We start from the raw sequence: 12457 nt of genomic DNA, 5'->3' as shown, positions 1-12457 counted from the left end.
ATAATTTACTGATTGCGAAGGAGTTTATGCTCCAGCCTTGCTCTTGATATAGTCGATCACTTGACCGACTGTCTGGAGCTTCTCGGCGTCGGATTCAGGGATTTCTCCCTTAATCTCATCCTTGAACTCTTCTTCGAAAGCCATGATGAGCTCGACTGTGTCGAGGGAATCGGCACCGAGGTCATCCAAGAAGGATGCCTGCGGAGTGATCTGCTCTTCATTAACGTTAAGCTGGTTAACGATAATTTCCTTAACGCGTTGTTCGATGGTTTTTTGATCGGCCATGTTAGTTAGATTACTGAGGTTTGGTAAAGGGTCACATTGCCATGCCGCCGTCAACCGTAAAAACTTGGCCCGTTATGTAGCCAGTTTCTTCGCTGGAGAGGAACGCGACGACATTGGCGACGTCCTCGGGGGTGCCCATGCGCTGCATGGGAACTTGGGCGACGGCGACTTTTTGAACTTCTTCGCTTAGGGCGGCGGTCATGTCGGTTTGGATGAAACCGGGCGCGACGGCGTTTACGGTGACATTGCGCTTGGCGAATTCGCGGGCGAGCGACTTGGTCATGGCGATCATGCCGCCCTTGGCCGCGGCGTAGTTGGCCTGGCCGGCGTTGCCGATGAGCCCGACGACCGAGGCGATGTTGACGATGCGACCATGGCGGGCGCGGCACATGGGCCAGCCGATGGCCTTGCACCAGTGGAAGCAGCTGGAGAGATTGGTCTGGATGACGGCGTTCCAGTCGTCCTCGGACATGCGGGCTATGAGGCCGTCGCGGGTGATGCCGGCGTTGTTGATGAGGATGTCGATTTTGCCGTATTTGGCGAGGAGCGCCTCGGCTGCCTTGGCGACGGCGGGGCCGTCGGACACATCAACGGGCACGGCCTCGGCCTTGCCGCCGGCGGCGGTGATGGCGGCGGCGACCGAGCCGCAGCTTTCGGGCGACTTGGAAACGCAGATAACTGTGACGCCGTTCTTGGCGAGCATTTCGGCGATGGCTTTGCCGATGCCGCGGCCTGCGCCGGTGACGAGTGCGATGCGGTTGTTAAAGGTCATTTGGACTGTGGAGTTTTGATTTCGGAATACTGAATGTGAAAGGCGAACGCTGACGGGTCGTAAGGAAAAATAGAAGCCCGAAATGGACGGGGCGTCCGGAACTGCGGATGCTGTTTATGTTTGTCCGCGAGTTCTCGCGACCAAGGGCATCCGGGATGCCGATGGTAGGCGCATCGTTGATACGCTTGGCAAGTATCCCATCGACACGCGCGAAGTCGCCTCAGAAATCCACCGCCTCAAAATGATGCTCGCAAAATGGGTTTTTGCTGACCCCAACTAAAGACGAAGATTGAGGGAATCACGGTCGCGCGGGCTCCAACGCCGATCTCAAAACCGTCGCAGTCAAAACCTGCTCGCTTTGGTATGTCATGCGGCTCGACGAGCCTGCGCACGATTTCACGCTGGAATTGTGATGGTGAAACCGTTCCGCCATGAAGGGCGTGCGCGGGGAAATTTAGGTGTCTGCCTCAGATACTTTTTCCAAGGCGCTCGAAATAATCGGGCGGCAGATCGGTGCGCTGGCGCACGGCGAGCACGTCGTGGAGCTTGGCGAGCTGGCGTTCGATTTGTTCGAGCTTGGGCGTGTCGTTTACGAGGAGAAGCATGCGGCTTTCGTCGTTCCCGGAGACGGGCACGCAAAGAATCGCCTCAAGGTTGAATGCGCGGCGCGCAAAGAGGCCTGTGATGTGCGACATAACTCCGGGATGATTGCGCACGCGGAGGTCGATGATGTGTGTTTGTGCGATAGTGGAGGCGTTCATGTTAATTGTGACTTGGTGTTTTCAGCGATTGGAACGGTTGGTTTACTGTTTTCGAAAAGTGCAACCCGACAGGTTGCACTTCCACTGGATGCTTACATGGCCCCGGCATGCTCGATTGACTGGTTGTTGGCAGCGCCGGGAGGAACCATGGGAAGCACGTTTTCGGTGGCGATGATCGGGATGTCGATCAGGCAGGGGCCGGGCTGGGCGAGCGCGGCGGCGATGTCGCCGAGCGGATCGGCGGAATTGGCGGCGATGCTGTGTCCGCGAATGCCAAAGGCGCGCGCAAGCGCGGCGAAATCGGGCGTGGTCTCAAAGCGCGACGCCTCGTAGCGGCGTCCATAAAACAGCTCCTGCTGCTGGCGCACGAGGCCCAGATGCGCGTTATTGAAAACAAGAACGGCGACGGACAGTTCGTGGTCGGCGAGCGTGGCGAGCTCCTGAATGTTCATGAGCAGGGAGCCGTCGCCACTGACGCAGGCGATGCGTTTTCCGGGCGCGGCAAACGCCGCGCCGATGGCGTTTGGCAGGCCAAAACCCATCGTGCCGAGTCCGCCGGAGGTGAGCAGTGTGCGCGGCGATCGGAATGGATAGGCTTGCGCAACCCACATTTGATGCTGGCCGACGTCGGTTGCGATGATCGCATCGCTCGGAAGCGTTTCGGCGAGGAACCGGCAGATGTTCACCGGATGCAACGGCGCGGTTTCGCGCGAAGGATGACGGAGCGGATGCGCATCGCGGAGCGCTGTGGCGCGGGCGAGCCATCCGGAAGCGCGGGGAGTGCCGGGCTCGGCGTGAAGGAGCGGATGCGCGAGCAGTCGCTGGAGGACTTCGGCGGCATCGGCTTCGATGGAAAGATGCGGACGTTTGATTTTGCCGAACTCGGCGCGGTCGATGTCAATGTGCGCGATGGCGGCGCGCGGGCAAAACTCGGCGACCTTGCCCGTGGCGCGGTCGTCGAAACGCGCGCCGATGGCGATGATCAGGTCGCATTCATCGAGAAGTGTGTGGGTGGCGCGAGTGCCGTGCATGCCGAGCATGCCCATGTTGTGCGGGCTGTCGGCGGGGATTGCGCCGAGGGCGTTGAGCGTGCTGACGGCGGGCGCGTCGAGGCGTTTGGCGAGTTCGTGCGCGAGCGCGGAGGCGTTGGCCGCGATGATGCCTCCGCCGAGATAAAGCACGGGGCGCTGCGCCTTGGCGAGCATGCGCGCGAGCGCGTCGATTTCGGCGTCCTTTGCCGGCGGGGTGGGGCGGCATCCGCCGGGCGCGGGGAGTTCGTCATCGGAAAGTTCGATGGCGGCGATTTGCACGTCCTTGGGAATGTCGATCACGACGGGGCCAGGGCGCCCGGATTCGGCGAGAGTGAACGCCTCGGGAACAATGTGGAGGAGTTCGCGGACATCGCGCACGAGATAATTGTGTTTTGTTATGGGGACGGTGAGTCCGTAGAAGTCGACCTCCTGAAATGCGTCGGTGCCTATGAGCGATTGCGCGACCTGGCCGGTGATGGCGACGAGCGGAATCGAGTCGAGGCGCGCGTCGGCGATGGCGGTGATGAGGTTGGTCGCGCCGGGGCCGGAAGTGGCAACACAGGCCGCGGCGCGTCCGGTGACCCGCGCCATTCCCTGAGCAATGAAGCCAGCGCCCTGCTCGTGGCGGGCGAGAATATGCTGGATGGGGCTTGTGTGGAGTGCGTCGTAGAACGGCAGAATCGCGCCGCCGGGTATGCCGGGCATTTGGCGAATGCCCTGGCGTTCCAGCAAGGCGGTCAGGAGCGTGGCGCCTGTGTATTTCTTTTTGGTCATGGTGGTGAGCGGTGTTTTTGGTTTCATTTGGTTGGAGAAAGAAACCCGCCCCTGTTCGCTTCACCGTCGCGGAGCCAAAAAAAGCCCCCTCCGGCGATCACGCCAGAGGGGGCAAAAGTGGTTGTGTTTACCAACGGCCCTCTTGGCGTGCGCAACGCACGACTACTACGACGACCACGAGGGCGACGAGATTGGCGAGAGCGTTGTTGACGGAGAGAGTCATTGATGAACGTCGTCGAGAGATGCGGCTGTTTGGCATGTTGTCAAGCGCGAGGTTGGGTTTCTCTCCTTGGAAAACAATAGCCGTGACTGATGCCGCTCCAGATTTGGCGCATGGCGATTTTCGTCCTGTGAATCAACGAGGGGAATTGTTTATGCCATGGCCTTTGCTCTTGAGTTCATAATTGGCGGGCTTGTAATTCATTGGACCCTTCTGATTTTTGTTTTTCTCCAATGTATTTTTTAAATTTTCATTTTACCGGTTTGGACAACGGCGCGAAACCCGACATGCTCGTGGTCGCCGAGCCGTCCAGTGCGGCGCGCATCAATTTGCTTCGGTCTGGTTTTGTGCCGGGAAGCGGCCCGGGCTCCATCGCGGGTTGCAACGCGTGCTGCGAGCATGACGCTGGCGCGCAAAAACACTGAAAATAATCCACGGATGAACAAAAACACAAAGGCGAACCGAACGCTCAGGGAAGTCCAGCTCCGGCTGCTCAAAATACTTCAGGCGACCGACGCAATATTTAAGAAACACGACATCCCCTACTGGCTCGAAAGCGGCACGCTGCTCGGCGCGGTTCGCCACAAGGGATTCATTCCCTGGGACGATGACATTGATATTGGCGTGCGCATGGAGGACTACCCGCGCATCAATGAAATATTGCAAAAATCATCGGCGGCATTTCCCGCCGATGCCGTCTATATGTCGAGGGAAACGCACTGGAGCCACCACCACGGCTCGCCTCGCATTGTCGACACGGGCTCGATGGGCGACAAGGAGTATCGAATCCTGGGCTGCCGGCGAGTCAGGGGGCAGCATCCGTTTCTGGATATTTTCCCGTTCCAAAGATATCCCTACCCGACGCGCGAAATGATGAAAAAAAGCAAGCGCGCGAGTGTTCTGCTAAAACCCGTGCGCGTGTTTTCGGGCCGCCTGCATTACAAACTGTTTGAGGCGCAAATGCGGAAGCTCTCGACTCCGGACGCGGAATATTATGGTTACGCGACGCTGCGCAAGATTCCGACGACACCATATAAGGATTTTTTCCCGCTCGGAACCGTGGAGTTTGAGGGCGGCAGTTATCCGGCGCCGCATAATTATGACCAATACCTGAGGGACTGGTATGGGCCCGATTATATGACGCCTGTCGGAGATTCCGGGCACCTGCGGTGGCTGAAGGAGCGCAAATAATCGACAAACCGGCACGGCGAACCATCAACGACGTCGAAAGCATTTTATAAAAATGAAAACAATATATCTGAGCATCACCGGGGATATTATTCATCCTGGAATTATTAACATTATAAAAAAAGCGGCCGAATACGGGGAGCTGACGGTGGGCTTGCTCACCGACTCGGCCATCTTAACCCACAAGCGCCTGCCCTATCTGACATTCGACCAGCGAAAAAGCGTGGTGGAAAACATAAAGGGAGTGGCGCGCGTCTTGCCCCAGGAGCACTGGAGCGACATTCCCAACCTGAAAAAATACAAATTCGATTATGTGATTCATGGCGACGACTGGAAGAAGGGCCGCATGAGCGAGGAGCGGGCGCGCGTTATCGCCTTTATGAAAAAGGCGGGCCGCCGGGTCATAGAAATTCCCTACACGCAGGGCATAAACTCATCGCAGCTTGTCGAGAATATGAAAACCGTGGGCACGACCCCGGAAATCAGGCTCGGAATGCTCCGCCGCTTGCTGGAGGCCAAGCCGTTTCTCCGCATCCTGGAGGTGCACTCGGGGCTTTCCGGCCTTATCGCTGAAAATGTGGAGATCGAAAAGGAAAACGGAAAACAATATTTCGACGGCATGTGGTCCTCCAGTTTGACGGATTCGACATCGAAGGGAAAACCGGACATCGAGGCCGTGGACCTGACCACAAGATTGCAGGATTTGACAAATATACTGGAGTGCACCACCAAGCCCATAATATACGACGGGGACACGGGGGGATTGCCCGATCATTTTGTGTTCACCGTTCGCACGCTGGAGCGAAACGGCATCTCGGCGATTATTATCGAGGACAAGACGGGGTTGAAAAAGAATTCACTCCTGGGCACGTCCGCCATCCAACAGCTTGCCCCGGTTGGTGATTTTTGCGAAAAAATAAGCGCGGGGAAAAAGGCGCAGGTAACAAAGGACTTTATGATTTTTGCGAGACTCGAAAGTCTCATTGCCGGCTTCCCCGTCAAGGATGCGCTGGCGAGGGCGCTCGCGTATGTGAAGGCGGGGGCCGACGGCGTCATGATTCACAGCAAGGAAAAATCGGGCCGGGATATAAAGTCGTTTTGCCGCTTGTTCAGGGCTCACTACAAGACCGTTCCGATTGTCGTGGTTCCCACCACGTATAATCAAATAACCGAAAAGGAGCTTCAGCGATGGGGCGCGACCATTGTGATTTATGCAAACCACCTCCTTCGCTCCTCCTATCCCGCAATGCTTAAAACGGCAAAGTGTATATTAAAAAACGGGCGATCCCTTGAGGCCGACAAATACTGCATGTCGGTGAAACAAATTCTGGAACTTATTCCCGGGACAAAATAGGAGGCAAAAATGCTGGATACTCGACAATATGGCAATTTTCTGAAGCAAAAGGGTTATACCTTCTATAGCGGCGTGCCCTGCTCGTTTTTAAAGGATTTGATAAATTACGCCATCAACGAATGCGAATACGTCATGGCTGCCAACGAGGGTGATGCCGCCGCGATCTGCGCGGGCGCGAGTCTTGCGGGGAAAAAAAACGTTTTGCTCATGCAAAACTCGGGACTGGGAAACGCAGTCTCGCCGCTCACCTCCCTCAACAAGGTGTTCGATATTCCCGTATTGGGTTTCGTGAGCCTGCGCGGCGAGCAGGGAATACCCGACGAGCCACAGCACGAGCTCATGGGCCGGATCACCGAGGCGATGCTCGCGACGATGGAGATAGACTGGGATTATTTGTCCGCTGATTTTGAGGAGGCGCAAAAACAACTGGAAAAGGCGGATGATTATATAAACGCCAACAAGTCGTTCTTTTTTGTTGTCCGGAAAAACACATTTTCAAAGGTTTTGCTGAATAAAAACAATGAGCCCAACGCCGGTTTGCCCAAGCGCGGGGAGCTCATTGAAACGGTGTTGAATACATGCGCCGGCGACACGGCCTTCATAGCGACAACCGGGTTTACGGGGCGGGAGCTTTCTCAAATCAAGGACGGCGCGAATAATTTTTACATGGTGGGCTCGTTGGGCTGCGCATCCTCGCTGGCGCTGGGCCTGTCCCTGGCCAAGCCGTCCCAAAAGGTGGTTGTTTTCGACGGGGATTCCGCCCTGTTGATGCGCATGGGGGCGCTTGCGGTGAACGCATATTATGCACCGAAAAACTTCTGCCATATTGTATTCGACAACCAGGCGCATGAGTCAACGGGCGGCCAGTTCAACGTGTCCTGCAACATGGATTATGAGGGGCTGGCAAAATCCTGCGGTTACAAGACGGTCAAAACGGTCGCGACGAAGGATGAGTTGCAATCACTCCTGGCGGATTGGAATGCAAACGGCGGCATGATGTTTATCCATGCAAAAATCGCGCAGGGAACGCTTGAAAATTTGGAGCGCCCAAAAACAAAGCCGCGCGAGGTCGCCAAGAGGTTTTCTACATATATACAAGGGAAATAAAAAACATTTCAGATCATCATCATGATAAAACAAGCGGTAATACTGGGCGGCGGACTGGGCTCGCGCTTAAAGGACAAAACAAGCGACAAGCCCAAGGGCTTCCTGTCCTTGGACGGTTCATACATCGTGGAAAAGTCGGTGCAAAAATTAATAGCCTGCGGCGTGGAGCAAATAATCATAGGAACCGGACATTGCGCGCACTGGTATGAGGAACTTGCCAAAAAGTATAATTCGATCGTGACGGTTAAAAATGAGAACTACGCCACGACAGGCAGCATGGGAACGCTGGAGGTGTGCGCCGGCTTGGTCACCGGGGATTTTCTTCTGCTCGAATCCGATTTGGTTTATGACGACATGGGGCTGCACGTCCTGTGCAATGACACCGGGGAAAATGTAATATTGGCATCCGGGCCCACGTCATCAGGTGATGAAGTTTATATTCAGACGGACGCCCGCGGCAAACTCGCAAATCTCTCCAAGGACAAAACCTCGCTTGGCGAGATCCATGGAGAACTGGTCGGCATCTCCAAGCTTTCCAAGGAGGCATTGGACCGCATGTGCGACCATGCTAAAACCCATCGCGCCGAACAACCCATGATGGAGTATGAGGCCGCATTGGTGGCGGTTTCAAAGACAACAAACATTTCGGTTCGAAAAATAAATTATCTCGCCTGGTGCGAAATTGATGATGAACGGCATCTTGAGCGCGCGCAAAAGGAGGTGTTGCCGCGCATAACGGAAAATGAATCATTGCGAGGCATTCGGCGAGAAGTGCTCTTGAACCCAGGACCGGCAACCACCACTGATTCGGTTAAACGGGCGCAGGTCGTGGCAGACATTTGCCCCAGGGAAAAAGAGTTTGGAGATCTAATGAAGTGGATTTGCCGGGAGCTCACGGAGATCGTGGGTGATGTTGTCGAATATGAAACGGTGATTTTTGGAGGCTCCGGCACCGCCGCCGACGAGGCCATGATTTCATCCTGCGTGCCTGATGACGGAAATCTGCTGATAATAAACAATGGAGCCTACGGGCAGCGCATGGCAAAAATTGCAAAGGTTTACGGCATACGTCACACCGATTTTGCCTCCCCCCCATACGAACCGCTTGATTTGCAGAAACTGGAAAGCACGCTAAGCGGGGAAAAATACACCCACCTGGCCGTGGTTTATCACGAGACAACGACGGGGCTGTTGAACCCGATGGAACGCATTGGCGCGTTATGTAAAAAGCATGGCATTATAACAATTGTTGACGGAGTGAGCGCGTATGCGGGACTGCCCATTGATATGAAAAAGGAAAACATCCATTTCATGGCGTCCACCTCCAACAAAAACATCCAGGGAATGGCGGGCGTGTGTTTTGTGATTTGCAACAGGGAGGAACTCAAAAAAACGAGGCAAATCCCGATGCGCAACTACTACCTCAATCTCTACGATCAATATATCAACTTTAATAAAACAAGCCAAACCAGGTTCACGCCGCCCGTTCAGACACTTTACGCATTGCGCCAGGCCATTATTGAGGCCAAAAATGAAACCATTCAGCGCCGCTATGAAAGATACACGGCATGTTGGAATATCCTGATGGAGTCCGTGCAAAAATGGGCCTGGGCCTGTTGCTGGAGAAAGAGCACCAGTCGCGTCTTATCACGACAATTATCGAGCCGGATCATCCGCGGTATAACTTTGAGGGCATGCATGACTTTGCCAAGGCGCGGGGCTTTACCATTTATCCCGGAAAAGTATCCGGCGCCAAAACCTTCCGCATCGCAAACATCGGGGACATCCAACCGGAGGAAATGCTAAGATTCATGAGCGTATTGCAGGAATATTTGAGTATGCTTTCAAAAGAATGACGCTAGTCTCAATTAATTTTAGTAAAATATTTTTATAATATTAAAAGCACGGAAAAACTTTTTACAGTCACCAACTTTATCGATATTACAATATGAAAAAAATTATAAATTACATAAAGGGAATATTTCTTTTCCCTTATTACGCATACATAAACTACAAGTCGCTGAAAAAACTCCTTTCCAAGGAATCGGAAGGATTTCAGCGTGAGGAATTGGTGAACAAAATCCTGGCAATGGGTGGCACGGTGAATTCAAAATACGTGGAACTTTCCGGCCTAAAAATTAAAAACTGTTTTGAAAACCTACCCCTGATCGTTGTCGAAAATTTATATTTTCAAAAATATAATTTTTTTGATCCAGACAATAGTTATATTTGCCTGGACATAGGAGCCAATGTGGGCATTTCCAGTTTGTATCTGGCCTCCAAGTCCAACGTAAGAAAGGTGTATGCGTTTGAACCTCTTGGGCCTACATTTGAGTTTTTTAAGGAAAATCTAAGTCTTAACGCCGGCCTGAGAGACAAGATAAATCCTTATAACTTCGGATTGGGTGACAGGAAACAGCACATGCAAGTGAAATTCAATCTGGACCAAGCCATGTCGGTATCATCAAAGTCCACTTTCGACGGGTGCTTCTCCGAATATACGTTGGAAAACATCATGATTGAGGATGCCCGAACTGCCCTTGTCCCAATAATCGAGAGTCATTTCGGCAAGGAGCGAATATTTTTGAAGGTCGATTGCGAAGGTGCGGAATATGATATTATACCGCATTTGGCCGGATGCGGCGTATTAAGCAAGATAGACGTGGTTGTTATAGAGTTCCACAATGACAAGCCCGACGCATTGCTGCATATTTTAAGGGAAAACGCATTTTTTTGTTTTTGCGAATGGGAACGTCACGGGGATTGGGAAATTGGGTTTATAAAAGGTGTCAGAATTCAGGACAACTAAATGTAACGTTATTTAGCTGCGACAACGACTATGTCGTTGAAGTTATTTTCCCGGAAAACAATATCCGTGCGTGATGCCGTGCCAGATTTGGCGCAGGGCGGTTTTCGACCTGTAGCACAATGTGGGAAATTTTTTATACCACCGTCTCTTTAGTTTTTTTGCGGCAGCATATTCAATGGATGTTGGCAATCCAGCATCGACGCACGGGGCGGGATAAACGGAAAATATGCGAAGATTGTATTTCCACGACTTGGTATATTCGTGATCGATATGCACCGTGATGGGCAGCATCTGCCCCAGATAACTCTTCGCGGCCTTCCGGTTTATCATATAACAGCCGCCGCCGGTTCTTGAGGTGAAATTATAGCACATCGAATGGGTGGCGTTGATCATCTTTCGACGCACCGGAAAGCCGGAGTGGAACCCCGCAAACCTCAGCACGTCCCATGAGTCCTTAATCTTGATGGAATCGATCACCAACTGCCTGAGTCCGGGGTGGATGACCATGTCGTCCTCGAATATCAGGGCGAATTCATACGATGTGTCCAGCAGCGCTTTGTAAGCCGAAAGGTGGCTCATGTAGCAGGCGGCGACGCCAATGCCCGGCGGTCTGCCGTGGTTTTTCTCGTAGGCCTTGAGATCGATTTCGGCTTCGGTAAAAACACGGGAGCGACCATCAATGGCCCGTATGCGTTCGCAGGGGATTTCCTCCCGGGCCAGCGCGGCCGACATGGCGGTGAACCGATCCGGGTAGCGGTCCAAATTTATCACATATGTTATAAAAGGAAGCTCGTTCTGGGCCATGTTAATGATAGCAACATTTAATGCGAACCTGAGTTGGCTCTTTCAAAAACCGAACAAGTAAATTTTCACCACCTGGCATATACGCGAAACTTTGACAACCGTTTGTGGCTGTGCGTTCAAAATTGAAACAAACGATTTTTAACCGGTTGAAACCTTATTTATCAATTTTTCTACGTGCCGCCTCTGTAACAACTTCCCTCATGTCGCGCACAAAGCGTTCGACGCTGTGCGTTTCCCTGACATATGCGATCGCGGCGGCGGCCCGCTCGCGGCGAAAGGCCTCGTCTGTCATTATTTTTTCAATGGCTGAAACATAGGCGTCGATGCCGTCAAAGCCGTCGCCGAGATTTTGTCCCGAACAGACGCCGAAACGGCTGACCAGATTTTCATTATCGAGATTGCTCATGAGCAGCGTTCCGTAAGACAGGGCCTCCAGCCATGAGATTGGAATACCCTCCCAAATGGAGGTGTTGATGAGAATTTTGCTTGTCCGCAGAAGCTCATTTTTTTCGGCACCATCCAAATGACCGGCCCAGTGCAAATTGGGGATTTCCTCGCGCTTGTATTTTTCCACGGTCGCCTCGTTTTCCTCCCTGTGGCGGAAAAATTGACCCAGTATATAAAAATTATATTGAGGCATCCGTTTCGCGACCTCGCAGACGAGCCAGACTCTTTTTTGAGCCTCCAAGCGTCCCAAAAACACTATATTGTTTTTCTTGGAACAGCGTTCGAGATCGAAATCCCAATCAATTTCGATGGGATTGGGAAGATAGCGCGCATTAAAATCCTGTTCGATTTCATAAAGCTCCTTTGCGAGCGGCACTAGCGAGCGTCCCTGTGAAATCCAAACAAGCCGGTTTTCGTCGTTTAGGCGGTTGACCAGTGGCGCGATGCGACTGTCATAAAAACAGGGATCCTTGATCATGCTCATCGTGCCGATTTCATCATCCCACCTGGCTTTGGGCCGGGGGTCCTGAATCCAAAGGATCAGTTTTCCATCGGGGGCGATCTTCATTATCCGGGCGGAGGCCGATGTGAGTTCTATGCTCAAATAAACATCGTAGTTCTGTTTTCTCAACCAGCGCCTCGCCAGCCAAGCATAGCGGGGAAGATGCCAGACATTCACGCCGTCAACGACATCTTTTTTTGCGAATAGCAGGCTCTTTTTTCGCCGTATCAAAACGTCCACCTGAATATCCTCGCAGGGCAGGTATTTGGCCACATAACGCCGGGCTAGAAACCCGTAGCCGCCAAAGGCGGTGCCAAGGGCGCCAAAATACTCGTCAACGAGGAGAGCCAGTCGGATTGTTTTTTTTGAATTCATGTGCAATGGAGGCATGCCGGATATGCCG

General features: G+C 53.2%; 12 protein-coding genes and 1 pseudogene. 7 read left to right on the top strand and 6 right to left on the bottom strand.

Annotated features, from left to right (window positions below; genetic code table 11):
* Nucleotides 1-24 precede the first annotated feature (24 nt).
* Nucleotides 25-285, bottom strand: coding sequence for an acyl carrier protein (acpP, locus tag CKA38_RS13770; protein ID WP_108826084.1), 261 nt, complete (start codon nucleotides 283-285; stop codon nucleotides 25-27).
* A 31-nt stretch (nucleotides 286-316) separates the two neighbouring features.
* Nucleotides 317-1057 (bottom strand): 3-oxoacyl-[acyl-carrier-protein] reductase, encoded by a 741-nt coding sequence (fabG, locus tag CKA38_RS13765; RefSeq protein WP_108826082.1) that lies wholly within the window; start codon nucleotides 1055-1057, stop codon nucleotides 317-319.
* Between the two features lie 82 nt (nucleotides 1058-1139).
* On the opposite strand from fabG, the gene CKA38_RS16605 reads away from it, so the two are divergent.
* On the top strand, nucleotides 1140-1337 hold the full coding sequence (locus CKA38_RS16605; protein WP_108826080.1) for a hypothetical protein: 198 nt from the start codon (nucleotides 1140-1142) through the stop codon (nucleotides 1335-1337).
* A 187-nt stretch (nucleotides 1338-1524) separates the two neighbouring features.
* Here CKA38_RS16605 and ilvN read toward each other — a convergent pair whose 3' ends face one another.
* Complete coding sequence (gene ilvN / locus CKA38_RS13755; RefSeq protein ID WP_108826078.1) at nucleotides 1525-1818, bottom strand: acetolactate synthase small subunit; 294 nt, start codon at nucleotides 1816-1818, stop codon at nucleotides 1525-1527.
* Nucleotides 1819-1910: 92 nt separating this feature from the next.
* Nucleotides 1911-3650: a biosynthetic-type acetolactate synthase large subunit gene (gene ilvB / locus CKA38_RS13750; RefSeq protein WP_236919049.1), complete on the bottom strand. Its 1740-nt coding sequence runs from the start codon at nucleotides 3648-3650 to the stop codon at nucleotides 1911-1913.
* A 426-nt stretch (nucleotides 3651-4076) separates the two neighbouring features.
* Here ilvB and CKA38_RS13745 point away from each other — a divergent pair, with 426 nt between their 5' ends.
* The 6 genes and pseudogenes from CKA38_RS13745 to CKA38_RS13720 all read left to right on the top strand — a co-directional run bounded on the left by CKA38_RS13745 (nucleotide 4077) and on the right by CKA38_RS13720 (nucleotide 10301).
* Nucleotides 4077-4268 carry a hypothetical protein gene (locus CKA38_RS13745; protein ID WP_108826076.1) on the top strand — a complete coding sequence of 64 codons (192 nt, stop codon included), beginning with the start codon at nucleotides 4077-4079 and terminating at the stop codon, nucleotides 4266-4268.
* Nucleotides 4269-4281: 13 nt separating this feature from the next.
* Entirely contained in the window at nucleotides 4282-5034 is a 753-nt protein-coding gene (locus CKA38_RS13740) for a LicD family protein (protein ID WP_161554921.1), read from the top strand.
* Between the two features lie 52 nt (nucleotides 5035-5086).
* A complete protein-coding gene (gene aepX / locus CKA38_RS13735; protein WP_108826072.1) occupies nucleotides 5087-6385 on the top strand; it encodes a phosphoenolpyruvate mutase in 1299 nt (432 codons plus the stop codon).
* Between the two features lie 9 nt (nucleotides 6386-6394).
* Complete coding sequence (aepY, locus tag CKA38_RS13730; protein ID WP_108826070.1) at nucleotides 6395-7492, top strand: phosphonopyruvate decarboxylase; 1098 nt, start codon at nucleotides 6395-6397, stop codon at nucleotides 7490-7492.
* 21 nt (nucleotides 7493-7513) lie between these two features.
* Nucleotides 7514-9348: pseudogene (locus CKA38_RS13725) on the top strand (2-aminoethylphosphonate aminotransferase).
* Nucleotides 9349-9440: 92 nt separating this feature from the next.
* On the top strand, nucleotides 9441-10301 hold the full coding sequence (locus tag CKA38_RS13720) for an FkbM family methyltransferase (RefSeq protein ID WP_108826068.1): 861 nt from the start codon (nucleotides 9441-9443) through the stop codon (nucleotides 10299-10301).
* 42 nt (nucleotides 10302-10343) lie between these two features.
* Here CKA38_RS13720 and CKA38_RS13715 read toward each other — a convergent pair whose 3' ends face one another.
* A complete protein-coding gene (locus tag CKA38_RS13715) occupies nucleotides 10344-11072 on the bottom strand; it encodes a glycosyltransferase family 25 protein (protein WP_161554920.1) in 729 nt (242 codons plus the stop codon).
* A 187-nt stretch (nucleotides 11073-11259) separates the two neighbouring features.
* The gene (locus CKA38_RS13710; protein ID WP_108826064.1) at nucleotides 11260-12429 is read right to left on the bottom strand and encodes a glycosyltransferase family 4 protein; all 1170 of its coding nucleotides are present in this window, start codon (nucleotides 12427-12429) and stop codon (nucleotides 11260-11262) included.
* Nucleotides 12430-12457 lie beyond the last annotated feature (28 nt).

The organism is Ereboglobus luteus (assembly GCF_003096195.1).
In the GTDB taxonomy this organism is placed as follows: Bacteria; Verrucomicrobiota; Verrucomicrobiia; order Opitutales; family Opitutaceae; genus Ereboglobus; species Ereboglobus luteus.
The sequence above is the reverse complement of the archived record's forward strand: the minus strand, read 5'-3'. Positions and strand labels throughout refer to the sequence as shown.

What these genes read in the sequence shown, in the direction of transcription:
- acpP (WP_108826084.1), bottom strand. Translation starts at nt 285, where the DNA reads ATGGCCGATCAAAAAACCATCGAACAACGCGTTAAGGAAATTATCGTT.
- fabG (WP_108826082.1), bottom strand. Translation starts at nt 1,057, where the DNA reads ATGACCTTTAACAACCGCATCGCACTCGTCACCGGCGCAGGCCGCGGC.
- CKA38_RS16605 (WP_108826080.1), top strand. Translation starts at nt 1,140, where the DNA reads ATGGACGGGGCGTCCGGAACTGCGGATGCTGTTTATGTTTGTCCGCGA.
- ilvN (WP_108826078.1), bottom strand. Translation starts at nt 1,818, where the DNA reads ATGAACGCCTCCACTATCGCACAAACACACATCATCGACCTCCGCGTG.
- ilvB (WP_236919049.1), bottom strand. Translation starts at nt 3,650, where the DNA reads ATGAAACCAAAAACACCGCTCACCACCATGACCAAAAAGAAATACACA.
- CKA38_RS13745 (WP_108826076.1), top strand. Translation starts at nt 4,077, where the DNA reads ATGTATTTTTTAAATTTTCATTTTACCGGTTTGGACAACGGCGCGAAA.
- CKA38_RS13740 (WP_161554921.1), top strand. Translation starts at nt 4,282, where the DNA reads ATGAACAAAAACACAAAGGCGAACCGAACGCTCAGGGAAGTCCAGCTC.
- aepX (WP_108826072.1), top strand. Translation starts at nt 5,087, where the DNA reads ATGAAAACAATATATCTGAGCATCACCGGGGATATTATTCATCCTGGA.
- aepY (WP_108826070.1), top strand. Translation starts at nt 6,395, where the DNA reads ATGCTGGATACTCGACAATATGGCAATTTTCTGAAGCAAAAGGGTTAT.
- CKA38_RS13720 (WP_108826068.1), top strand. Translation starts at nt 9,441, where the DNA reads ATGAAAAAAATTATAAATTACATAAAGGGAATATTTCTTTTCCCTTAT.
- CKA38_RS13710 (WP_108826064.1), bottom strand. Translation starts at nt 12,429, where the DNA reads ATGAATTCAAAAAAAACAATCCGACTGGCTCTCCTCGTTGACGAGTAT.